Raw genomic sequence first — 21535 nt, forward strand, 5'->3', positions numbered from 1 at the left:
CGCTGCCGGCGCCGCACTCAGGGAGTACGGTGTGCACCAACTGGGGGAAAGGCATGAACGAGAACGAGATCACCGCCCGCATCGCCGCCGCCAGCCAGGGCTCGGCCGAGCGCGACCAGGCGCTGAACCTGGTCTACGAAGACCTGCTGCGCATCGCCCGGGCCGAGCTGGCCCGCCACCGCCGCGGCGACACCCTCAACACCCGCGCCCTGGTCAACGAGGCCTACCTCAAGCTGTTCGAGCGCGCCAACGGCCAGTACGAAAACCGCAAGCACTTCTTCGCCACCGCCGCCCGCGCCATGCGCCAGGTCGTGATCGACTACGCCCGCGCGCGCCTGGCCGAACGCCGCGGCGCCGGCGCCGAGCACGTGGAACTGGACTCGCTCGAAGGCATGCCCCTGCCCGTGGACGAACAGGCCGAACAGCTGGTCGGCATGGACCGCGCCCTGCAGAAACTCGCCGCCCTGGACGAACGCCTGGTCAGCGTGGTCGAGATGCGCTTCTTCGCCGGCCTGGAAGTGAAAGACATCGCCGAACTGCTGGGCGTATCCGAGCCCACGGTCAAGCGCGACACACGGGCGGCGAAGGCATTCCTGCAACGGGAGTTGTCCCTGGGAAATTGAACGGCGGCGCTGTCCCGTTCACGTCCCGCCAACTGCGTAGCGCCGCAGGAACTTCCGGTAGACCGTGGAAGAATTCAGCACTTCCGCCGAGTTGTTTTCGAGCGCGAAGGCTTCGTCCTGGTCCGTCGATGAAATGAAAATGACGGTCTCGCTTCCGGCCGGGGCGAAAAGGCCTTCTCCATCCAGCAAAGCCATCGCCGCGATCATCGACGCATGCACCTGCTGCCGGAACGCGGCGAACGAACCCGTCTCACAGGCGGCCTGGCTCGCCGCACTCAGATCGCGGCAGATCGCCGTGAACGCTTCATCCTTCCACGCCTCGTAAGCCCATTCGCCGATGTACCACTGGTAGCCCGCCATCTCCGCAGGATCGTCCACGCCGGCCTTCGACAGCTTCTCGCTGTGTTTCTCGATGGAGTTCGCGCAGGGAAGAACCGTATAGCAGTCCGCGTCGGTGTACAGGGCGAAGGCGTAGAAGTCCTCCTGCTTTCTGCGTTCGATCAGATCCGCGAAGGAAGCTCTCGCGGCGGCGGCAATGCGTCCGGGGAAGCTCGTCCAATCCAGGCTGGCGTCGGCTGAGTCGCTGTCGCCAGCGGTATCGGCATTCATCGGCAGGCTCCTTTGCTGGCGCCGTATCGTGCCAGATCTTCCCCGCAGCAGCACCCGCAGCGCGGAACGGATGCGTTCCGCCAATCATCAGCGGCAGCGCCATGCTGTGACGGCCTCGACATACGCCGTGTGCGCCGCTCTCCACTTCACCGCATGAACGCCGGCGCAACCGCGCCGAAAAAAATCTGTTCGGATTAGTTCACATGCTTCGTTCGTATAACCGTTGCGTTTTCCCGCACAGGGAAAGGGAAAGCGCGACAGGAAAGCATCGACGGTAGCGACAATGACGCGCTGTTCAGAATCGTGAAGTACGCGCATGGAGTCGCAGCGTCATTCATCGACATGGAGCATCAAATGAAAGCGACACGCAAGACACTGCTGGGCGCAGGCCTCGTGCTGGCCCTGCTCGGCGGCGCAGGGAATGCACTGGCCGATTCGGTCTGGAGTTCGGCCATCACCAAGTGGGACGGCGACTGCTCCGGCAGCCAGCGCGACTGGTGGGACGACATGTGCATGGCCTGGCGCCATGAGATGGCCGACCGCGGTTTCGTGCCGGTGTGGGAGAACTTCCAGCTGGTCAAGGTCGGCAAGTATGCGGATCCGTCGATCACCAGCTGGGCCTACGACAATAGCCGCATGGATGCGCACGACGCGGGCCTGATCTGCACGCACGGTTCCATCGACGGCCCCGGCTGGGTCGGCACCATGCACACGCGGGAAGGCGGCGAATGCGGCCTCAACGTCAACCAGATGAAGCTGGGCAAGGCTTCGGGTGGACGGCTGCGCTTTTTCCACATGTCTTCGTGCCAGAGCATGCAGTGGGACAACCGCCTGTCCTGGTTCGGCGCAGCCAAGGGCGGCGTACACGTGATCGCCGGTTTCCACGGCCTCATGTACATCGGCTCGCAGTATGTGGACGAGTACGAGGAACTGGCCGCCGACGGTACCGTGTCCAAGGGCGTGGGCAAGGCCTGGGTCGACAACATGCATCACGTCGACCACTGGTACAACAGCTACAAGACCATCTGCCCGGTGGCGATGGGCTTCGGCAATACCGCGGCGCGTTCGGCCGATGTGCTCAACGAGCGCTATGCGAGCAAGTGGTCGGACACGGCCGCGAACTGGGCCACGACCCGCTACATCAGCGGCTGCGATCCGTCCACCGGCGGCGGCGCGCTGCCGAACTAAGGGAATAGACCACCATGATCACGAAGAAACTCCGCCTGCGCGCCGGCCTCGCCGGCCTGATCGGCTTCGGCCTGCTTGCACCGCTGGCCGGCGCCGGCGCGGCCGTCGCCACCGCCAGCGACCTGGGTTCGCCGGCGGATACCGCCCAGCTCTTTTCCGAGGACTATGCGCGCCTGATCGAGGCCACGCTGCCGGCCTTCCGCAGCGACGAACTCGCCCGCCGCCTGGCGCTGCTGCGCGAGAAATATCCCAACGGCGAGAACACCGTGACGCTGCGCAAGCTCAGCGACATCGAAGCGCTGCTGGGCCTGCCGCATGCGACCACGGGCGGCTCCGACTACGTCGCGACCAAGACCCACGCCTACGGCATCAGCGCCGGTTCCGGCCGCGTGCACTTCGCGCGCAATCTGGAAGGCCAGCCGCCGATGGCGTTCGAGGAAGCACAGCGCAGCCAGCGCGAGATCGAGGCGCGCCACTTCGATCTGCTGCAGCGCGCGGGCATCTCGCCGGCGCAGGTGCTGTTCACCACCAGCGGTATCGTCTCGCTGCGCACGCAGTCAGCCGACATGAGCGACGAGAAGGCCCTGCTCGCAGCGGATTCGGTCTATACCTATGCCCTGCGCAGCATCGAAGGCCTGCAGGTCGAAGGCAGCGAGGCCCGCCTGGCTTCGCGCAGCGGCGGCGACCTGGTCAGCCTGAGCCTGCGCTGGCCGGCGCTGCAGCTGCATCCGCAGCTGACCAGCTTCAAGCTCAAGAGCGCCGAGGAACTCAAGCGCGAGATCCTGCCGCAGGTGAAGCAGGCGGCCAACGGCGCGGTGGTGAATCTGCAGATGGCCGTGGTGCTGCGCCCGGTGAGCCTGGACGGCCGCCGCGTGTTCGTGCCTTCGCTCAAGGTCGGCGTGCTGCCGAAGGAAGAGGCCGGCGCGGTGTTCTACGTCGACCTGCCGCAGCAGGCGCTGGCGTACAAGGAAGGCGATGTGATCGACCGCTGATCAGGACGATCGGGCCGACCGGGGAGGCCGCCGCGAGGCGGCCTCCTTCTTTTCGGCTGGCGCAGCGAATTGCGGCGTTGTCCGGCGCGGGAAAATCCACGCACGCCGGAAACGGATTCAGCCAAGTCCGGTTTGTTGCGCAGGCCGGATCACACCGTCATCCGGGGATGCGGGGCGCAAGACGGCTCATTGACCGTTGTGCACCCGCGGCTTCATGCATCCAGCGTCGCATCCATGCTGATTTCCGCATTGAGCAGGCGCGACACCGGACAGCCGGCCTTGGCCTTGGCCGCATGCTCGGCGAAGCCGGCCGCATCGGTGCCGGGCACCTTGGCATTGACGACGAGGTGGACGGCGTTGATGGTGAAGCCGGCGTCGGTCTTGACCAGGCTGACTTCCGCACGGGTACGGATGTATTCCGGCGTGAGATTGCTCTGGCCCAGGATATTGGACAGGGCCATGGAGAAGCAGCCCGCGTGCGCCGCGCCGATCAGTTCCTCCGGGTTGGTGCCCGGGCCATCCTCGAAGCGCGACTTGAAACCGTAGGGCGCGTTGTTGAGCACGCCGGTTTCCGTGGAAATGGTGCCGCCGCCTTCCTTGATACTGCCCTTCCACTCTGCCGATCCGGTCTTTTTCATGGGTTCTGCTCCAGGGGTTGGGAAACGATGTGCGGGTCCGGCCGGCGCTGCCGGCGCGGGCGGATCAGGACTGCTGCAATTCCTTCGCCACTTCCTGCAGCGCGTCCATGTTGCTGATACGCGAGATCTGTTGCAGCAGATGGTCGGCCACGCCTTCCTCGATACGGCCCAGCTCGGCGGCCGAAACACCCAGCGCCGCAGCGAATTCCTGCACCTTGGCGCGCTCGCCGGCAGAGTAATTGCCATCGGCATGGGCCAGCAGCAGGCAGGAATGCAGCAGCGCGGCCTGCTGCCCGGGCTGACGGAAATCGCCGGCCACGGCGGCGAGATCGAACGGCATCGCGATCAGGTCGTCAAACGACGCCAGGGCCGAGGCTTCGCGCTGGCAGTTCTCGTAGAAGCTGCGCAGCATCACCCGTTCGGCATCGTGCACACCGTCGGTGACGGCGATGTCGTGCATGGCGCGGACGATGGTCTGCAGGTGGGAGAGTTCCAGGGTGGGCATGATGGTGTCCCGTTGAATTCCGCTGAAATCTTCAAAAGCCCTCTCCCCCGCGCAGGCGCGGAGAAGAGGGAGTACATGGTGTTGCGGGGTTTTCCGCAGATCTTCATGCGGCGGGAAGAAAGCAAACCAGGCCGCGGCGATTGACGCACCGCCAACCCATCACAACCGCAATTCCCGCTTCAATTCCCGCAGGCGCACAGTGAAATCCTCCTGGCTCATGTCGCGGTAGCGCGCCGGCAGCAGGCTGCGGCGCGAGGCTTCGAATACGGCGAGCATTTCCATGTATTCCAGCATGCCCGCGTCGCGCGCCGGCACATAGTCGGCGATGGCGCGCTCGAAGCAGGCCTGGTCCACGGTACTGCCTTCGCCGGCCAGGTTCAGCGCCAGCAGGCAGACGGCTTCCAGGTCCGCATTGGAATAGCCGACCAGTTTCGCGCTGGTGGTCTCCCGCGCCGCCGTCCAATCTAGGGCATCGCCCAGTTTGTAGCGCGTGAAGATGGCGCGCAGCACGGCTTCCACATCCTGCGCCGTATCCGGGTAGAAGAACGGGATCTTGCGGTCTATGCGCCCGGCGCGCTTGATGTCGATGTCGAGCTTGTCGGGCCGGTTGGTCATCAGGATGAACAGCACCTGGCCGCGGTTGTCCGGCTCGCTCATGAATTCCTTGAGCCGCGCGATCACGCGCGAAGACGTGCCGCCGTCGGTTTCCCCGGACTGGCCGCCGAAGCTGCGGTCGCCCTCGTCAATGATGAGGATGATGGGCCCCAGCGCCTTGACCATGCGCAGCACTTTTTCCAGGTTGGCCTCGGTCGAGCCCACCCATTTGGAACGGAAGTTCTTCAGCGTGACCGCGCTCAGGCCGGACGACTTGACGAAGGCCTTGGCGATGAAGGTCTTGCCGGTGCCCATGGGGCCGACGAACAGCAGGCCCAGGGGCACGCGGTGGCGGTCGCCGTTCCTGATCGCCGCGGCGATCTGCAGCAGTTCCTGCTTGATGCCCTCGGCGCCGCCCACCGCCTCCAGGCCGTGGCGCGCGTCGACGAATTCGATCAGGCCGGCGCATTCTTTCTCTATGATTTCGCGCTTGCGCTTGTGCACCAGCTCGATCACCGCGGCGTAGGGATCGCCGGCGTCGGTCTCCGGCAGCGGCAGGTCGGGATTGATGAGGTGGCGGATTTCCTCGGTATCCATGCCGCGCGTGATGCCCGCCAGCTTGGCCGCGCGCTGGGCGGCGTCGGCGCTGTTGCCCAACAGCGAGCGGATCAGCTCCAGCCGCTCGCGGTCGCCCAGGGCATTGTCGGAGGAACGCGGCGTGAGCAGCTGGCGCAGCTGCACCGCGCGCAGGCCGGCGCTGTGTTCGGCCAGGCGCTCGACATTGTCCTCATGCATGGCCGGGTCGACCCTGCGGACCACCGCGGCGCGCTCGTCCAGGTCCGGCAGCGGGATTTCCACGGCGGCCACGCGCGGGTTGGCGATGAGCTTGGCATTGAGTTCCGCCAGCGATTCGCTGAGCAGGAACACCACGTTGTCCTTGCTCTCCAGCTCCGGGCTCAGCGACCAGCGGTGCAGGCGTATCGCCGCCATGCGGTCGGCGTGGGAGAGGAAATTCTCCTCGCCCGGCGGCGCCAGGCTGCCGGCGTAGCTCACGATCAGCGCGGCGCTGTGGCGCTGCAGGATCTCGTGCTCGATGTCCGCCAGCGCTTCTTCCGGCGGCCTGTTCGGCCGCACCGGCTCGGTGCCCAGGGTGCTGGTGCGCTTGGCATAGCGCACGCCGGCGGAAGGGTCGTAGACGATGATGGTGTCCTTGTTGTCCTTGAGCAGCACCTCGGTCAGGAATTCCACCAGCGAATGGAATTCGCCGCCGTGCAGGATCTCGTCGAACACGTTGTGGTGCAGCACGAACATCGAGGCTTCGCCGCCGATGTACTTGCGCCGGACCGTTTCGGCCCAGCGCGGCAGGATGGCGGCAGGACGGGCCGGCATGGGGCACTCCTTACATCTGCTTGCCGGCCGCGGCCTGGGCGGCGCGCTGGCGCTTGAGCTCTTCCAGCTGGGCGCGCGCGGTGATGGCGCCGGACTGCTGGCGCAGCTTGTCCAGGCGCACGTCGAGGTCGGAATCGCGCAGTTCCTTGCCGAGGTTGGCTTCGGAGATCGTGTTCCGGATGTGGTCGCGCACCTTGTCCAGCGCCTGCACGTCGGCCTCGACGCTGAGGCCGTCGAGCTGCGACTGGATCTGGATGCGCGCCTGGGCGCTCTTCATCTTGGCCAGCATGCGGTCGCGCTCGGCCTTGAGCTTGTCGATCTCGCTCTTGACCGCGAGCAGCGCGTTCTTGGCGTCGTCGGCTTCGGCCTTGGCCTGTTCGGCCTCCGTGGCGAGCGAGGTCAGCTCGGCCTCGACCGCGCTCTTCTTCTGCAGCAGTACCAGGGCCAGATCGTCCTGGTTGGTGGCCAGGGCGGCGTCCAGGTCGCGCGCGATCGCGGCCAGGGACTGGCGTTCGCTTTCCACGCGCTGATCGATCTCGTCGCGGCGGGTGATGATGGCTGCGGTCGCGCCCTTGAGCGTGGTGTACTTGGCGACCAGGCTGTTGATCGCGTTCTCGTAGGCGATTTCCGGGTGCTTCTTTTCCACGTCGGCGATCCACAGCGACACGAAGCCGCGCCAGAGGTTGCCTAGCCGGTCGAAGAAATTGATGCTTGCCATGATGCGGGAGTCTCCTTGCGGGCTGCGATGGGTTGGCCGCGGACTCAGGCCTGGTTGACCTGTTCAAAAAAGCGGCGGTGATCCTGGGCGAAGCTGATGAAGCCGTCGATCAGTGCGCGCTTGAGCGCCGGGTGCTCGGCTTCGGGCGTGAAGCGCAGGGCCAGGCGCGCGCCCTGCGTGGCCCATTCAAAATGGTCGGCCTCCATGCCGCCGCCGTGGCCGGAATGCAGCGCGATCCAGTGGTAGGCCACGTGTTCCTGCCCGGCGATGGCGATGCGCGTGGCCAGCAGGTGCTGCACCAGTTCCGGCGCGGTGCGGCGCAGGGTCTCGTCGATCAGGGAGAACTCGCGATCGGCCAGCAGCGCCGAACCCAGGTGATAGCCGATGGCGTGGAAGATCGCCGGCAGGTCGTCCTCGCTGTGCGCACCGTAGCCGCGCGCGACTTTCTGGTTGAGCTGCAGCAGCCACTCCGGCTCGGCCAGCAGGACATTCGCGCTGTGCGGGTCGGACAGTGCCGGCAGCTGCGCCGCCTCCAGCAGCAGCACGCCCTTGAGCAGGGCCTGGGCCAGGCAGCGGTGGGTGTCGCGGTGCACGCTGTCGTGGTCGTCGAATTCGTTGCGCGCGGCGTCGAAGAAGAAGCTGGCGACGTAGACGCTGCGGTCGGCCAGGGCGTGGATGGGTTCGTCCGGATCCAGGAACAGGCGGCGCGCGCGGCCGATCTTGCCGGCCAGCGCAGCCACGCCGGAACCGAACAGGCCGTTCCAGCTGGTGTAGCGGCCGAGGAAACGCAGGCGCTGGCGCGGCTCGCCCAGGGCCTGGCTGATCGCCTCGTACACCAGCCGCTCCTGCGCGCTGAAGTTGACCAGGCTTTCCAGTTCTCCACGATTGATCTTGTTCACGGCAGGGCTCTCTGGCGGACGGCATCCGCGGGCGTCCGCGCGGCGCGGTACGGTGGCGATGGCGGCAGGGCGCGGCCTGTGCAGATGGCCGGCGGCGCGCCGGGCGCGGATCGCCCCTGCCGCAGCGGCACCGAGGGCCGCAGCCGCGGGCCCGCCGGCGCAGCCGCGGCGGCGGCGCGAGCCATGCGGCGGCGGCAGGCCGCCGCCCTTTCCTCCCGCTGCACCAGGCCCGCCTGCGGCAGCGCGCACAGGAATCTGCTCAATTGCGATCTCCCCATCGCCCCGGAACCGACTGCCGCAGTGTAGGCGATACCAGCGGCCGCTTGCTGGCCGATGACAAGCCTCGCCCGCCCGCTGCCTCTGCGGATCGGCAATGAGGGCGGCCGGCGCCGCCGCAAGAATGACCAATGGCGCAGACCGGCGCACGGCTGGGTTAGGCTGGGAGCGTCATCCCTCGCCACGGAGCCTTCCCATGCGCGTCCTGCTCGCCCTGTTGCTGCTGGCCGCCCTGCCCGCTGCGGCCGGAGACAAGATCGATGTGGCGCGCATCCACGGCCGTATCCAGTTCGTCACCAGCTTCCCGGACTACAAGGTGAAACTGGTCGACAGCTTCGCCGACCTGCACGTCAAGCTCGTGGAAAGCTTCCCCGACGCGCCGGGCAAATGGCAGATCGTCGAGAGCTTCCCCGATTACAAGATCCAGATCGTGGAAAGCTTCCCCGACTTCACCATCCGCTACGTGGATAGTTTTCCCGGCCCGCGGCAGTAGGCAGCGCAGCAGCGCTCACAGCACCGCGCAGCCGCGCCGGCGGCGGGAACAGGGCGGGCGATCGGTTCATGGGCGCAATCCCGGCGTGTTCCCCCGCCAGCACGCAAACGCGCCGGCGCAGGACAGGCGCCGACGTCCGGGCTTGCGGCAATCCCGGCCGCCGCCCGGAATCAACGCCGCGGGAAGAATTTTTTCCGCGCGTGATCCCCGCGCGGCGGCGCCTGCGTATGTGTCGGGCATGGGCGCGCGCAGTCCCTGTTTCGCGCATCCCGGCGGAGGTCATTCATGCGTCTGTCCCTTCTGAATACCGCCACGGCGCGCAGGCGCCCGGCCCCGGCTCCAGCGCGCGGTTCGCCGGCAGCGTCGGCCAGTGCAGCGGCGTCAACCTCGACCTGATGGCGATACAGGACGCCATCGCCGCCCGCCCGGCGCACGGCGGAGGCAGGCCAGGCCCGGCCGGGAACGGCGCAACCGCAATCGCGCCGGACGCCATCGCCACCGATCCCGCGCGCATCAGAGGCAGCGATTGCAATTTCCAACATATTTTCAATGAACAGCCGTCGCCATCCGCGGCTGGCCGATCACCCGCAGCGCCCTACGACCAGGAGAATCGCATGCAGCCGTTTCCCGCCCACAACCCGCCGCCGGCAGACCCGCGCAGCGAACTGCATCCCGTCACCGACGCCGCCGCAGCGCGCTGGCAGCGCTGGGCGGCGGCACTGCTCGCTGCGCTGAGCGAAGCCTGAGACGGCGGCACGGCGGCGCGTCCGGCGTCCCGCGCAACACTGCGGCGGCGGCGAAAACTCCAGGCCCGGCGCGGGCCTGCGCGAACCCGGCGGCAGCGCCTAGACTGCGCGCCTCTGCGCCGGAGGCCGCCATGACCATACAGAACGAAACCGATATCCAGGGCCTGCACCGCATAGGCCGCGTCGTCGCCTCCGTGTTGCAGCAGATGCTGGACGCACTGGAACCCGGCATGACCACGGCCGAACTCGATGCCCTGGGCGCGCGCCTGCTCGCCGCAGCCGGCGCGCGGCCGGCGCCGCAGCTGACCTACGGTTTTCCCGGCACGACCTGCATCAGCGTCAACGAAGAAGTCGCCCACGGCATTCCGGGCGCGCGGCGCATCCAGGCCGGCGATCTGGTGAATGTCGATGTGTCGGCCGAACTCGACGGCTATTTCGCCGACACCGGCGGCAGCCGCGCGGTGCCGCCGGTCACGCCGCAGAAACTGCAACTGTGCCATGCGACGAAGCAGGCCTTGAACGCCGCGCTGCAGCAGGCCCGCGCCGGCGCGCCGCTGAACCGCCTGGGCCGCGCGATAGAGCAGGTCGCCAAGCGTCATCGGCTGCGCATCATCCGCAATCTCGGCAGCCACGGCGTAGGCCGCGCCCTGCACGAGGAACCGGAACACATTCCCGGCTATTTCGACGCCGGCGACCGGCGCCTGCTGCACGAAGGCATGGTCATCACCATCGAGCCCTTCCTGTCCACGCGCAGCGACTGGGTCGAGGAAGCCGAGGACGGCTGGACCCTGAAAGCCGCTCCCGGCAACCTGGCCGCGCAGTACGAACACACGCTGATCGTGACCCGGGGCGAACCCATCGTGGTGACACGTCTGGCCGGCTGAGGTCGGGAACGGAGCGGCTGCCCACCCGCAGTGCCGCGCGCAACCGCTCGCGGATACGCCGGGACCACGGCGACTTTCCGCACTACCGGGGCCGCGCCCGGGTTGTTATGGTTGCCGGTCCTTTCCCAGCCGGAAACCGCCATGCCGCTGCGCCGTCTCGTCCTCGCCCTCTGTTTGAGCCTGGCCCTGCCCGCCGCCGCGGACGAAGGCATGTGGATGGCCAGCCAGCTGCCGGAGATCGCGCCGCAGCTGCGCGCGGCCGGCTTCAGCGGCGATCCCGCCGCGCTGGCCGACCTGACCGCGGCGCCGCTCAACGCCGTGGTCAAATCCGGCGGCGGCACCGGCGCCTTCGTTTCCGGCCAGGGTCTGCTGGTCACCAATCATCACGTCGCCTACGGCGTGATCCAGTACAACAGCAAGCCCGAGCGCAACCTGCTGGAGCTGGGCTTCGCGGCGCCCGACCAGGCCGGCGAACTGCGCGGCAGCCCGGATTTCCGCGTGCTGGTGACCGAACGCTTCGAGCGCGTCACCGAGCGCGTGCTCAAGGCCGCCGCGGGCAAGAAGGGGCTGGACTATTTCGACGCCGTCGACAGCGCGAGCAAGGCCCTGGTCGCCGAGTGCGAGACCCAGCGCGGCCGCCGCTGCAGCGTCGCCAGCATGGACTACGGCGCGGAGTTCTACCGCATCCAGCAGCTGGAACTGCGCGATGTACGCCTGGTCTACGCGCCGCCCAGCGCGATCGGCAAATACGGCGACGAGATCGACAACTTCATGTGGCCGCGCCACAGCGGCGACTTCACCCTGCTGCGCGCCTACGTGGGCGCTGACGGCCAGCCGGCCGACTACAGCCCGGACAACAAGCCGTATACGCCGCCCGGCCATCTGCAGATCGCCAGGGACGGTCCGCGCGACGGCGATTTCGCCATGCTCGCCGGCTATCCCGGCATCACCTACCGCCACCGCCTGGCCAGCGAATTCGCCGAGCGCATAGGCTGGGGCCTGGCCGCCAATGTCGACTTGCTCGATGCGCTCATCGCGATCATCGAGCGCGAAGGCGCCACCGACAAGGATGCGGCGGTGAAGTACGCGAGCCAGCTGGCCAGCCTGAAGAACAACTCCAAGCGTTTCAGCGGCGAGCGCACCGGCCTGCTGCGCAGCGACGCGCAGCGCCTGCGCACCGACGCGGAAAAGGCCATGCTGGACTGGCTGCGCAGCGATGCCGCGGCGCGCTGCGACAGCGGCGCGAAGTGCCTGAGCGCCGCCGAGACCCTGCGCCGCATCGGCCTGGTGCAGGCCCAGCTCGATGCCGCCAGCGCGACGCGCGAGCGCGACCTGGTCCTGGGCGCCATCCTCAACCAGACCCAGCTGCTGCGCGCGGCCAACACCTTGCAGCGCCTCGCGCTGGAACGCGGCAAGCCCGATGCGAAACGCGAGACCGGCTACCAGCGCCGCGACGAGAACCTGATCGAAGCCCAGCTCAAGCAGGTGCAGCGCCGCTACGCCGCCGGCACCGAACAGGCCCTGCTGCTGGAACTGCTGCGGCGCTACCGCGCGCTGCCGGCGGCACAGCATGTGGCCGAATTCGACGCCGCTTTCGGCAGCGACGAGGCCGGCGCCAGGGCTGTGCTGGCGCGCGTCTACGGCGCGACCCGGCTCGGCGACGAAGCCGCGCGGCTGGAACTGCTCAAGGCCGAACCCGCCAGCGTGCGCGCCGATGACGACGCCTTGCTCGTCCTCGCCCGCCAGTTGCAGCCGGCCCTGTTGCGCCTGGAACAGGAACGCAAGCAGCGCGAAGGCGAACTGCAGCGGCTGCGCCCGGCCTACATGGCCGCGCTCAAGCGCTGGTACCGCAGCCAGCAGCGCCCGCTGTTCCCGGATGCGAACGCCACGCTGCGCGTGAGCTACGGCCGCGTCAGCGGCTTCAGCCCGCGCGACGGCGTGCAGTACCAGCCGGTGACCACGGTCGCCGGCATCGTGGAAAAGCACACCGGAAAGGAACCGTTCAACGCGCCCGAGCCGCTGCTGGCGGCGATTGCGCGCGGCGACTTCGGCGATACCAAGGACCCGGCGCTGAACACGCAGACGGTGAATTTCCTCACCAACCTCGACACCACCGGCGGCAACTCCGGATCGCCCGTGCTGAATGCGCGCGGTGAATTGATCGGCCTGAATTTCGACAGCAACTGGGAATCGGTCAGCGCAAGCTGGTGGTTCGATCCGCGCTACAAGCGCGCCGTGCATGTCGACATGCGCTATCTGCGTTTCCTGATGGAAAAGGTCTATCCCGCGCCGGCGCTGCTGGCCGAGATGGGCGTGGCCGCACCGTGAGCGAATCCGCCGCGGGCGCCCTGCCCCTGCTGCATGTGGACGAGGGCCTGGTCGTAGTGGACAAGCCGGCCGGGCTGGCCGTGCACCGCAGCAACCTGGTCGGCGCGGACGAGGACTACGTGATCGACCGGCTGCGCGCCCAGGTCGAAGGGCCGCTGTACCTTGCCCATCGCCTGGACCGCGCCACCAGCGGCGTGCTGCTGGTGGCGCGCTCGCGCGAAATCGCCGCGGCCCTGGGCCAGCAATTGATGGACCGCAGCGTGGCCAAGCACTACCTCGCCGTGGTGCGCGGCTGGCCCGGGAAAAGCGGCTGCATCGACCATCCGCTCAGCGGCTCCAGCCTGAAAGGCCCGGCGAAAGAGGCCCGCACGCGCTGGCGCCGGCTGGCCACGGTGGAGCTGCCCATCGCCATGGGCCGCTACGAACAGCAGCGCTACGCCCTGCTGCGGGTGGAACCGGAAACCGGCCGCTACCAGCAGATACGCCGCCATTTCGCCCATGCCTCGCACCACCTTATCGGCGACACCACGCACGGCCGCGGCGATCACAACCGCCTGTTCCGCATCCACTGGTCCATGCACCGCCTGCTGCTGCACGCGCGCCGGCTGCAATTCGACCATCCCGCCGACGGCCGGCGCATGAGCGTGCAGGCGCCGCTGGATGCGAGCTGGCAGCGGGTGATACAGGCGTTCGGCTGGGAGGCGGCGCTGGCGCAGGAAGCGACGGACGAAAACTGAGGATGCCGCATCCGCCGGGATGAATGCGCCGGACCAGACGGCACCCGGCACAGCCTCATTTTCTGCAATCTTCCACACTGCGCGATTCATCGAGAAAACCCAGGTCCAGCATGCATACCGGCGCGACACCGGGCCGGCCGGAATCGCGGCAGTAGCGGCCTTCGGCCATCAGGATGCGGCGCACCTGGGCCGCGCTGCAGCCGGCGTAGCGCGGATCGCGCCAGACCCGCGCGGCGGCGCCGCTGACCACCGCCGCCGCGGCCGAGGTGCGGTCGAATTCGCCGTAATCGCCGGCGCAGGCCGCTGGGTCTGCCGCGGTGCCGGCCAGGGCGGTGGTGCACAGCGGCGTGTCCTCGCCGGGCTCCGGCGCCGGCGCACCCAGGTCTACGCCGGCGCCGTAGTTGGACTTCCGGGCCAGGCCGCCGTCGTAGCGGCGCGCTTCCACGGTGATTGCCGTATCCGAGTTGAAAGAGGCCGGCCAGCGCGGCAGGCGCGCGATGTCGCGGCCTTTGTTGCCGGCGCTGGCGACCAGCAGCAACCCGGCACGGCTGGCCGCCGCCAGCGCATCGCGCAGAGCGGTGCCGTGAAGCGCTTGCAGGCCCAGGCTCATGTTCACCACGCGCAGCGGCTGTCCGTCCGTGCCGCGGTATTCGATGGCGCAGTACAGGGCCGCTGCCAGGCGCAGGTCGCCGTCGGCGGCCTCCACCGGTGCGGCGATGGAAACCAGATCGCCGACCTCGGCCAGCCCGGCGATGCCGCGGCCGTTCTCGCGCACCGCGGCAATCAGCCCGGCCACGGCAGTGGCATGGCCGCTGGGCCGCTGCGGCGGCCGGCGCGGACAGCAGTCCTCGCCGCCGCAACCGCCGTCGGCAGCGCGCAGGCGCGGCTGTATCCAGACCAGGGGCGGCAGATCGGGATGATCGGCGCGCACCGCGCCGTCGAGCACCGCCACATGCACGCGCGGCGCCGCCCGCGGCGCACGGATCGCAGCCAGCAGCTTGAAGTTGTGCGGTTGCAGCGGATCCTCGTAGTGCGCGGGGAGGGTGGCAGGCGGCGCCTGCGGCGGCGGCGCGGCGGCCGCGGCACTTGAATTTTCTTCTGGATTTTCAGTGTCGCCGGCGTCGCCCTGGGCGTCGTACGGTTCGGCGAAGCGCAGGTCCGACGGATCCGGCATCTGCGCTTCATCGTCCGCGCAGCGCGGCAGCGCGGCGGCCGCCAGCGGCAAGATCGCCGGCAGCGCGTCCTGCGCCCGCGCCGCGGCGGAAAGATCGGCGGCGAACTGGCCGGTCTTCAGCCCCAGCAAGGCCAGCGACAGCAGCAGCAACCGCCGCTGCGGGCGGCCGGGCAAGTCGCGCAGCATGACACTCGCTCCCCTGTGCGGTGCACGGGCGCCGGATGCGGCGCCCGTTTTCAGGCCGGCCTCAGTTGGTATCGCCGGTCCAGCTGCCGTCGTCCGGATCGCCGCCGCCGCCGCCGACCGCGCCGCTGACATAGACGTGCAGGTAGATCCCGCGGTCGGACGGATTGCCGGTCAGGCTCATGCAGAAGCTGCGTTCGATATAGGTCTGCTCCTCCTCGACGATCGGGCCGAGCGTATAGATGTTGCCGGTGATGTTGTCGTAGGCGGCGTTGTAAGCCACGTTGGTCGCGTTCTTCCAGATGTTCACATAGTCCGCGTTGGCCGAGTCCATGTTGAGACTCTTGATGTACTTCTCGCCGCTGACGGGAAGCGTGTCCAGTTCGATCGTCATTACATCGTCCTCCGCTGCCGCGACGATATCGGTCAGCGTAATGCTGTGGTGGATGGCGAATTCTTTCAGTTCGAAATCGGTCAGTGCCATGACAGTCCCCTGATCTTGCCGTTGATAGGTCGATTGCACGGGAAGCGTTTCCCGCAGCATTCAAGTGCATCGCGGATGCGGGTTATCGCACCTGGCCCGAAAAAGCGCGGCAGGCGGGATTGGCTGCTGACAGGATTGGCTGCTGACAGGATTGGCTGCTGACAGGATTGGCTGCTGGCGGGATTAGCCGCCGACGGGATTAGCTACCGACAGGATCGATTGGGTGAAAGCGGCGGGACGGGCGCGGGTGGTGGCGCCGAGGTCCGGCACGGTGGAATGTCCGGGCGTTTCCGGAATCGGCCTCGTGCGAGGTCCGCAGCGGACGGCCCGCGATACGCAAGAACTGCGGCGCGCGGAACTCCACGATCCACCGGGGGAATGCGGAAACTCCCTCTCCCCCGGCTGCGCCGCGGGAGAGGGCCGGGGCGGGGGCGACGATCAACGCGCCTCGCCGCTTGGATTTTCGCGGAATTATTCAACGCGCTAAGAACTGGCTACAACCGGAATTCTTCGCAATCTGAAGCTTCGCCCCCTCACCCAACCCTCTCTCCCCCAAGCGCGTGAACGCGCTTGGGGGAGAGGGCTTTTCCAGGCTCCGGATACAGGGCGTGACGTGCTGAATCCTGAATCTCCAAGTCCGAGTCTCGAAGTCCGAACCTCGAACCTCGAACCTCGAACCTCGAATGCCGAATGCCGAATGCCGAATCCCCAGCGCAACACACACCCCGGAATTCGCAACCAGCCAGACACCATCGCCCCACCACCCGCACACCCCAACCACAGCCCGCGCGCCGCCACGCCCTACCAGCCCCAGGCCTCCACCCCGGCCCACAACGCGGGACTGGCCTGCGGATAGCGCTGCAGGAAACGCAGCTGCGCCTGGCGCAGTGCCTGGGCGGGGCGGCGGGCGCTGAGTGCGGGGTCGGCGTAGAAGTCGGTCATCAGTTCGGGCATCACGCCGTCCTGCACCGGCCACAGGGTGGCGACGACATGGCGGGCGCCGGCCTGCAGGAAGGCGTGGGCGACGCCGGCGCTGCCTTCGTCGCCGATGGCGCGGCCCACGGCGGTATCGCAGGCGCCGAGCACGACCAGGCGGGCGTCCAGGCGGCCGGCGCCTATGCGGCGGCTGGAGAGGAATCCGTCCGCGCTCCTGCCTTGCGCATCGAACAGCGACAGCACCAGCCCGGAGCCGCTGATGCCGGCGCGGCCGTCCACGCCGTGCGTGGCAAAGTGCAGCAGGTCGAACGATCCCATGTTCACCTCCTGCAGCGCGGGCAGGCTGGCGTCCAGGCCCTGCAGCACGGTGCTGTGCGCGGCGCCGAGGCGGTACTGTACGCGCTGCACTTCGTCACGGCTGCCGCGCAGGCGGCTGATGCCGTTGCGCAGCACCGGCGCCGCGGCGATGTATTCGACCTCCGGCGCCACGCCCAGGCGCGGATCGTCGCGGGTGTAGACCGGATCGCCGACCAGCAGGGCGCGGTAGTCGGCGCGCAGGGCCGGCGGCGGCGGCCGCAGCAGCAGCCAGGCCGCCGGCAGCAGGCTGATCTCGTGCTGCTGCAGCAGATAGCCGCCGGCGGGCGGGCGCAGCGCGGCGAAGGGCAGCGCATCCAGCGACGCATCGGCGACGACGAATACGCGCGGCGTCTTCAGCAACGGCGCCAGCGGCTGCCACAGCAGGCCATGGGCATGCTCCAGGGCCGCCGCCGCCGCGGTGGTATCGCTGCCGGCCAGGGCGGCGCGCACTTCGCGCACGGCCTGGCCCAGTTCGTTCTCGTCGGCCAGGGGTACCGCATGCAGCCTGTCGCGGCTTAGCACCCAGGCGTAGCTTTGCTGCGGCAGCTGGCGATAGACGACCAGGCTCGCCTCCGCCGGCAGCGCCTGCTGCAGATCGGCGACGGCCAAGTCGGCGCGCCGGCCGCCCGGCGGCGGCAGCGCGGCGCTTTCCTGTGCGGCAGCGTCGGCGCTGCGCAGCGCGGCTTCGGCGGCGCGGATCTGCACATCCAGTTCGGCCAGCCGCGCCGGCGTGGCGCGGTCCTCCTGCAATTTCCAGCGCGCCAGTCCCAGTTCGGCCAGGCGTGCCAGATGTTGTTCGCGCTCGGCCGTGGCCAGCGGCGGCGCCGGCGCGGCATCGAGACGTTCGCGCAGGCTGCGCGCGCGCAGGCGTTCGCTCAGCACCAGGGCTTCGGCGGCACGGGCCGGCCCGGCGCCGTCGGATTCCAGCAGCAGGGCGAGCAGGCCGCGCTGGGCTTCGCGCTGGGTGGCGAGGAAGATCGCGCGCAGCTCCAGGTCGTAGACGTAGGAGCCGGCGTTCTCGATCGCCGCCAGCGCCTCGCGGTAGGCCTGTTCCGCCGCGGCCTTGCGGCCCTGGGCGCGCAGTGCGGCGGCGATCAGGTTGCGCGCTTCCAGGGCGAAGACCTGGCCCAGACGGCCGTGCTGCAAGGTGGCCGCGGCGAGCCGGCGTGCCGCGGCCGGCTCGTTCCGCGCCATTTTCACTTGTGCAAGTTCCAGCCGCGCCTGGTCCAGCGTGCTGTATTGCTCCAGCTTGCGCGCCAGCGCCTCGGCCTGGCGCGCCGATTCGCCGGCGCCGGCGAGATCGCCGCTGCGCCGCTGCACGCGCGCAGTGCGCAGCCACACATCGGCCAGCACGGCCGGATCGGCGTCCACGGCGGCGATTTCCGCCGCCTCGCGCGCGGAGGCGCGGGCGGCGTCGAACTGTTGCTCGGCCAACTGGGCTTCGGCCAGGCGCGACAAGGTCTTGGCCATATCGCTGCGGCGGCCGGCCTGGCGTTGCAGTTCCAGCGCCTGCTGCATCAGGTCTATCGCCCGGGCGGGCTCGCCCAGCACGAGCTGCACATGGCCGCGGTGGCGCAGGGTGCGCGCCTCGCCGGCACGGTCGTTGGCGCTGCGATAGGCCGCGCCGGATTGCTCGAAGCCGCGCAGGGCCTGGGAATAGCGGCCGCGGGCGAAGTCGGTCAGGGCCAGGTTCTGCAGCGGATCGGCGCTGCCGGCCTGGTCGTCGAACTGGCGCCGCCGGGCGATGGCCTGGCTGAACAGATCCGCCGCACGGCTCGCATCGCCCAGCAGCAGGTAGGCGCCGCCGAGATTGTTCAGCGCCGTGGCGATGCGCATTTCATCGCCGCTGGCCAGGGATAAAGCCAGCGCTTCCTCGTAGCAGGTACGTGCGGACTGCAGGCTGTCGCGCAGGACGCCGGTCAGGCAGAGATTATTCTGGATCACCGCGCGCAGCAGGTTGTCGTCCACGCCGTCCAGCACGGCCAGTGCCTGGCGCAGCGGCGCGCGGCTCAGGCGCCCGTCGCCCAGGGCATTGTGGTGCATGGCCAGGTTGTTCAGCGCCGAGGCTTCGCCACGGCGGTCGGACGAGCGCCGCCACAGCGGCAGCACCTGTTCCAGCGCGGCGACGGCCTCGGCGCGGCGCTGCTGGCGTGCGAGCACGCGCTCCAGCACGCCGACGCAGCGCAGCAGTCCGGCCTCGTCGCCGGCCTCGCGCCGCGCTGCGCACAGAGACTGCAGCATGCGCGCGGTCTCCGGCTCACGCACCCGGCGTGGATCGGCGAAGCGCTGGGCGATCTCGGCCGCGGCCAGGTCCAGGCCGAACGCGCGGCTGGCGGCGCTGTCGCTCAGATCCACGTTCTCCAGCCGCACCTTCACCGTGGCCGGCGGAGAACCCAGCCGCGGCGCGCGCAGTTCCAGCTGCAGGCCGGCTTCAGCCGCGGCCACGGCCAGGCGCAGGCTGCCCCAGCGCAGGATGTCGTCATCCTCGGCCGGCCAGCGCTGGGCCTGGCCGACCAGGGCGGCGGCCGCGTCCACGCCCTGCTCGTCCACCTGTACGCGCAGAGCCTGGCCGGGGCTGACGGCCAGCGGCAAGCGCAGGGTCTGGCCCGGCGCGAGCGTCAGCGCCGCGGTCTCGCCGGGCACCAGCGCGGCGGGTTCGGCCGGCGCGGCCAGCGGCAGCAGGCTGGCGCAGAACAGCAGCAGTGCGGCCAGTGGACGGGCCTGGGACGGGGCGGGCGGCATGCGTCTTCCGTGGGCGGCGGCGAAGCCGCAGTTTCCCACAGCACGGCCCCGCTGCAGCGGCTGCAACGCGGCGCAGCATGAGTCGGCCGTCAACCCGGCTAGAATCCGGCCCATGCCATCCTTCGACATTGTTTCCAAACTCGACCAGCACGAAGTCGCCAACGCCGTCGACCAGGCCAACCGCGAGCTGGACAAGCGCTTCGACTTCCGCGGTGCCAACGCCAGCGCCGAGCTGGCCGACGGCATCGTCACGCTCAAGGCCGATGCCGAATTCCGCCTCAAGCAGATGCAGGAAATCCTGCTCCAGCGCCTGGTCGCGCGCGGCATCGACATCCGCTGCGCCGACATCGGCGAGGCCGAGGTCAATCTTTCCGCCGCGCGCCAGAAGGTCACCCTCAAGCAGGGCATAGACCAGGCCCTGGGCAAGAAGATCGTCAAGCTGCTCAAGGACGCCGGCCTCAAGGTGCAGGCGCAGATCCAGGGCGACCAGTTGCGCGTCAGCGGCAAGAAGCGCGACGACCTGCAGGTGGCCATCGCCTTCCTGCGCAAGAGCCCGGACATCGACATGCCGCTGCAGTACGAAAATTTCCGCGACTGAGGCCATGCTCGAAGTCACTCCGCAAATCCGCATCGGCGACGACGAACTGAGCGAAAGCTTCGTGCGTTCCTCCGGCCCCGGCGGGCAGAACGTCAACAAGGTGGCCAGCGCGGTCGAACTGCGCTTTGACGTGGCCCATTCGCCCTCGCTGCCCGATGCCGTGCGCGCCCGCCTGCTGGCCCGGCGCGACCGCCGCCTCACCGACGAAGGCGTGCTGGTGATTTCCGCCAGCCGCTTCCGCGACCAGGGCCGCAACCGCGAGGATGCGCGCGCGCGCCTGGCCGAGATCATCCGCGCCGCCACCGTAGTGGCGAAGAAGCGCATCGCGACCAAGCCGACCAAGGGCTCGCAGGAACGCCGCCTGCAGGAAAAGAAGACCCGCGCCTCGCACAAGCGCGGCCGCGCCAAGAACTGGAAAGACGAGTGAGCCCGGCGTTCCGTCCCGAACAGCTGTCGGCGCAGATGCCGCTGGCGCCGCGCAACTGGTATCGCCGCTTCTTCACCTGGCTGCTGGGTGTGTGCGGCTGGAAGCTGGTCGGCGAATTCCCCAACCTGCCCAAGCTGGTCTTCGTCGCCGCACCGCATTCGTCCTGGTGGGACGGCGTCTGGGGCCTGATGTTCAAGGCCGCGATCGGCCTGGACGCCTCGTTCATGGCCAAGAAGGAATTGTTCTTCTGGCCGCTGGGCTGGCTGCTGCGCCGCATGGGCGGCATCCCCATCGAACGCAGCGCGGCCCACGGCGTGGTCGAGCAGATGGTCGCGCGCTTCGACGAACGCGAACGGCTGTGGCTGGGCATTGCCGCCGAAGGCACGCGCAAGGCAGTCACAAAGTGGAAATCGGGATTCTGGCAGATCGCCCACGAGGCCAAGGTGCCGGTGTTCACGGTGTATTTCCACTACCCGGAAAAGACCATAGGCCTGGGGCCGGTATTCCAGCTCAGCGACGACCGCGAGGCGGATATCGCGCGCATCCGCGAGTTCTACCGGCCTTGGCAGGGGAAGCGGCGCGGGGCGTTTTGAGCCGGGGTTCGGGCGTCGGGGTCGAGGTCGAGATTGGGGATTGGGACTCAGCGGTCGGGATCCGGATTCACTCCTCTGCTCCCGCTCCCCCAAGCTCGCCTGGGGGAGCGGGCCGGGGTGAGGGGGCCACGCTCAATCCGCCCCTCCGTTGAATTTTCGCCTGAATATCCAACACACGGAGAGCCGGCAAAATCCTGACTCTTTCGCGAACTGACGCGCTGCCACCTCACCCAACCCGCTCCCCAAGCGAGCTTGGAGGACAGGGCTTTCCAGGCTGCGGCTCAGGCGCAGGGCTCGCGATTGGATCCGGGATCGAGATGCGGGCCCAGCGCATTCGGCGAACTCCCCCTTCCCGATTTCTACGCGCAATCCGGAATGCGAATGTCCGGCATCAGATCGCAACCGGAAGCGCGATTCCCGAA

General features: G+C 68.7%; 20 protein-coding genes. 11 read left to right on the forward strand and 9 right to left on the reverse strand.

Features of this window, described 5'->3' with window-relative positions:
* Positions 1 to 53 precede the first annotated feature (53 nt).
* A complete protein-coding gene (locus NM961_RS14115; RefSeq protein WP_255915044.1) occupies positions 54 to 623 on the forward strand; it encodes an ECF-type sigma factor in 570 nt (189 codons plus the stop codon).
* Between the two features lie 18 nt (positions 624 to 641).
* Here the strand turns inward: NM961_RS14115 and NM961_RS14120 are convergent, their stop codons facing one another.
* Positions 642 to 1232: a DUF4303 domain-containing protein gene (locus tag NM961_RS14120; RefSeq protein ID WP_255915045.1), complete on the reverse strand. Its 591-nt coding sequence runs from the start codon at positions 1230 to 1232 to the stop codon at positions 642 to 644.
* Positions 1233 to 1586: 354 nt separating this feature from the next.
* On the opposite strand from NM961_RS14120, the gene NM961_RS14125 reads away from it, so the two are divergent.
* Positions 1587 to 2420: a hypothetical protein gene (locus tag NM961_RS14125; protein WP_255915046.1), complete on the forward strand. Its 834-nt coding sequence runs from the start codon at positions 1587 to 1589 to the stop codon at positions 2418 to 2420.
* Between the two features lie 14 nt (positions 2421 to 2434).
* Entirely contained in the window at positions 2435 to 3412 is a 978-nt protein-coding gene (locus tag NM961_RS14130) for a hypothetical protein (protein ID WP_255915047.1), read from the forward strand.
* Between the two features lie 212 nt (positions 3413 to 3624).
* Here NM961_RS14130 and NM961_RS14135 read toward each other — a convergent pair whose 3' ends face one another.
* The 5 genes from NM961_RS14135 to NM961_RS14155 form a co-directional block, all read right to left on the reverse strand.
* Entirely contained in the window at positions 3625 to 4050 is a 426-nt protein-coding gene (locus NM961_RS14135) for an OsmC family protein (RefSeq protein WP_255915048.1), read from the reverse strand.
* A gap of 64 nt (positions 4051 to 4114) precedes the next feature.
* Positions 4115 to 4555, reverse strand: coding sequence for a TerB family tellurite resistance protein (locus NM961_RS14140; RefSeq protein ID WP_255915049.1), 441 nt, complete (start codon positions 4553 to 4555; stop codon positions 4115 to 4117).
* A 159-nt stretch (positions 4556 to 4714) separates the two neighbouring features.
* A complete protein-coding gene (locus NM961_RS14145; protein WP_255915050.1) occupies positions 4715 to 6538 on the reverse strand; it encodes an ATP-binding protein in 1824 nt (607 codons plus the stop codon).
* A gap of 10 nt (positions 6539 to 6548) precedes the next feature.
* Positions 6549 to 7256, reverse strand: coding sequence for a PspA/IM30 family protein (locus NM961_RS14150; protein ID WP_255915051.1), 708 nt, complete (start codon positions 7254 to 7256; stop codon positions 6549 to 6551).
* 44 nt (positions 7257 to 7300) lie between these two features.
* Positions 7301 to 8155 (reverse strand): hypothetical protein, encoded by an 855-nt coding sequence (locus NM961_RS14155; RefSeq protein WP_255915052.1) that lies wholly within the window; start codon positions 8153 to 8155, stop codon positions 7301 to 7303.
* 472 nt (positions 8156 to 8627) lie between these two features.
* Between NM961_RS14155 and NM961_RS14160 the strand changes: the two genes are divergently transcribed.
* The 5 genes from NM961_RS14160 (at position 8628) to NM961_RS14180 (ending at position 13619) form a co-directional block, all read left to right on the forward strand.
* Positions 8628 to 8924, forward strand: a complete 297-nt coding sequence (locus NM961_RS14160) for a 7(1) septoil knot domain-containing protein (RefSeq protein ID WP_255915053.1) — start codon at positions 8628 to 8630, stop codon at positions 8922 to 8924.
* 68 nt (positions 8925 to 8992) lie between these two features.
* Positions 8993 to 9670 (forward strand): hypothetical protein, encoded by a 678-nt coding sequence (locus NM961_RS14165; protein ID WP_255915054.1) that lies wholly within the window; start codon positions 8993 to 8995, stop codon positions 9668 to 9670.
* Positions 9671 to 9801: 131 nt separating this feature from the next.
* The gene (gene map, locus NM961_RS14170; protein ID WP_255915055.1) at positions 9802 to 10554 is read left to right on the forward strand and encodes a type I methionyl aminopeptidase; all 753 of its coding nucleotides are present in this window, start codon (positions 9802 to 9804) and stop codon (positions 10552 to 10554) included.
* Between the two features lie 141 nt (positions 10555 to 10695).
* Positions 10696 to 12882, forward strand: coding sequence for a S46 family peptidase (locus tag NM961_RS14175; RefSeq protein WP_255915056.1), 2187 nt, complete (start codon positions 10696 to 10698; stop codon positions 12880 to 12882).
* Positions 12879 to 13619, forward strand: coding sequence for a pseudouridine synthase (locus NM961_RS14180; RefSeq protein WP_255915057.1), 741 nt, complete (start codon positions 12879 to 12881; stop codon positions 13617 to 13619). The genes NM961_RS14175 and NM961_RS14180 overlap by 4 nt, the downstream gene beginning before the upstream one ends.
* A gap of 55 nt (positions 13620 to 13674) precedes the next feature.
* Here NM961_RS14180 and NM961_RS14185 read toward each other — a convergent pair whose 3' ends face one another.
* From NM961_RS14185 to NM961_RS14195, 3 genes are all read right to left on the reverse strand, one after another.
* Positions 13675 to 14979, reverse strand: coding sequence for a S8 family serine peptidase (locus tag NM961_RS14185; RefSeq protein ID WP_255915058.1), 1305 nt, complete (start codon positions 14977 to 14979; stop codon positions 13675 to 13677).
* A 61-nt stretch (positions 14980 to 15040) separates the two neighbouring features.
* Entirely contained in the window at positions 15041 to 15460 is a 420-nt protein-coding gene (locus tag NM961_RS14190) for a hypothetical protein (RefSeq protein ID WP_255915059.1), read from the reverse strand.
* An 801-nt stretch (positions 15461 to 16261) separates the two neighbouring features.
* Positions 16262 to 19495: a CHAT domain-containing tetratricopeptide repeat protein gene (locus tag NM961_RS14195; RefSeq protein ID WP_255915060.1), complete on the reverse strand. Its 3234-nt coding sequence runs from the start codon at positions 19493 to 19495 to the stop codon at positions 16262 to 16264.
* A 112-nt stretch (positions 19496 to 19607) separates the two neighbouring features.
* Here NM961_RS14195 and NM961_RS14200 point away from each other — a divergent pair, with 112 nt between their 5' ends.
* The 3 genes from NM961_RS14200 to NM961_RS14210 are packed head-to-tail and all read left to right on the forward strand — an operon-like array spanning position 19608 to position 21113.
* Complete coding sequence (locus tag NM961_RS14200) at positions 19608 to 20093, forward strand: YajQ family cyclic di-GMP-binding protein (RefSeq protein WP_255915061.1); 486 nt, start codon at positions 19608 to 19610, stop codon at positions 20091 to 20093.
* A 4-nt stretch (positions 20094 to 20097) separates the two neighbouring features.
* Entirely contained in the window at positions 20098 to 20520 is a 423-nt protein-coding gene (gene arfB / locus NM961_RS14205) for an alternative ribosome rescue aminoacyl-tRNA hydrolase ArfB (RefSeq protein ID WP_255915062.1), read from the forward strand.
* 35 nt (positions 20521 to 20555) lie between these two features.
* The gene (locus tag NM961_RS14210) at positions 20556 to 21113 is read left to right on the forward strand and encodes a lysophospholipid acyltransferase family protein (RefSeq protein WP_255915074.1); all 558 of its coding nucleotides are present in this window, start codon (positions 20556 to 20558) and stop codon (positions 21111 to 21113) included.
* Positions 21114 to 21535: the final 422 nt, after the last annotated feature.

The sequence above is a fragment of the Tahibacter harae genome (assembly GCF_024437735.1).
Lineage (GTDB): Bacteria > Pseudomonadota > Gammaproteobacteria > Xanthomonadales > Rhodanobacteraceae > Tahibacter > Tahibacter harae.

Bases quoted from the DNA above. Each gene is read 5' to 3' on its own strand.
- NM961_RS14210 (WP_255915074.1), top strand. From the start codon at position 20,556: ATGCCGCTGGCGCCGCGCAACTGGTATCGCCGCTTCTTCACCTGGCTG.
- NM961_RS14145 (WP_255915050.1), bottom strand. From the start codon at position 6,538: ATGCCGGCCCGTCCTGCCGCCATCCTGCCGCGCTGGGCCGAAACGGTC.
- NM961_RS14120 (WP_255915045.1), bottom strand. From the start codon at position 1,232: ATGAATGCCGATACCGCTGGCGACAGCGACTCAGCCGACGCCAGCCTG.
- NM961_RS14200 (WP_255915061.1), top strand. From the start codon at position 19,608: ATGCCATCCTTCGACATTGTTTCCAAACTCGACCAGCACGAAGTCGCC.
- NM961_RS14195 (WP_255915060.1), bottom strand. From the start codon at position 19,495: ATGCCGCCCGCCCCGTCCCAGGCCCGTCCACTGGCCGCACTGCTGCTG.
- NM961_RS14150 (WP_255915051.1), bottom strand. From the start codon at position 7,256: ATGGCAAGCATCAATTTCTTCGACCGGCTAGGCAACCTCTGGCGCGGC.
- map (WP_255915055.1), top strand. From the start codon at position 9,802: ATGACCATACAGAACGAAACCGATATCCAGGGCCTGCACCGCATAGGC.
- NM961_RS14135 (WP_255915048.1), bottom strand. From the start codon at position 4,050: ATGAAAAAGACCGGATCGGCAGAGTGGAAGGGCAGTATCAAGGAAGGC.
- NM961_RS14125 (WP_255915046.1), top strand. From the start codon at position 1,587: ATGAAAGCGACACGCAAGACACTGCTGGGCGCAGGCCTCGTGCTGGCC.
- arfB (WP_255915062.1), top strand. From the start codon at position 20,098: ATGCTCGAAGTCACTCCGCAAATCCGCATCGGCGACGACGAACTGAGC.
- NM961_RS14165 (WP_255915054.1), top strand. From the start codon at position 8,993: ATGGGCGCAATCCCGGCGTGTTCCCCCGCCAGCACGCAAACGCGCCGG.
- NM961_RS14115 (WP_255915044.1), top strand. From the start codon at position 54: ATGAACGAGAACGAGATCACCGCCCGCATCGCCGCCGCCAGCCAGGGC.
- NM961_RS14130 (WP_255915047.1), top strand. From the start codon at position 2,435: ATGATCACGAAGAAACTCCGCCTGCGCGCCGGCCTCGCCGGCCTGATC.
- NM961_RS14190 (WP_255915059.1), bottom strand. From the start codon at position 15,460: ATGGCACTGACCGATTTCGAACTGAAAGAATTCGCCATCCACCACAGC.
- NM961_RS14140 (WP_255915049.1), bottom strand. From the start codon at position 4,555: ATGCCCACCCTGGAACTCTCCCACCTGCAGACCATCGTCCGCGCCATG.
- NM961_RS14160 (WP_255915053.1), top strand. From the start codon at position 8,628: ATGCGCGTCCTGCTCGCCCTGTTGCTGCTGGCCGCCCTGCCCGCTGCG.
- NM961_RS14185 (WP_255915058.1), bottom strand. From the start codon at position 14,979: ATGCTGCGCGACTTGCCCGGCCGCCCGCAGCGGCGGTTGCTGCTGCTG.
- NM961_RS14175 (WP_255915056.1), top strand. From the start codon at position 10,696: ATGCCGCTGCGCCGTCTCGTCCTCGCCCTCTGTTTGAGCCTGGCCCTG.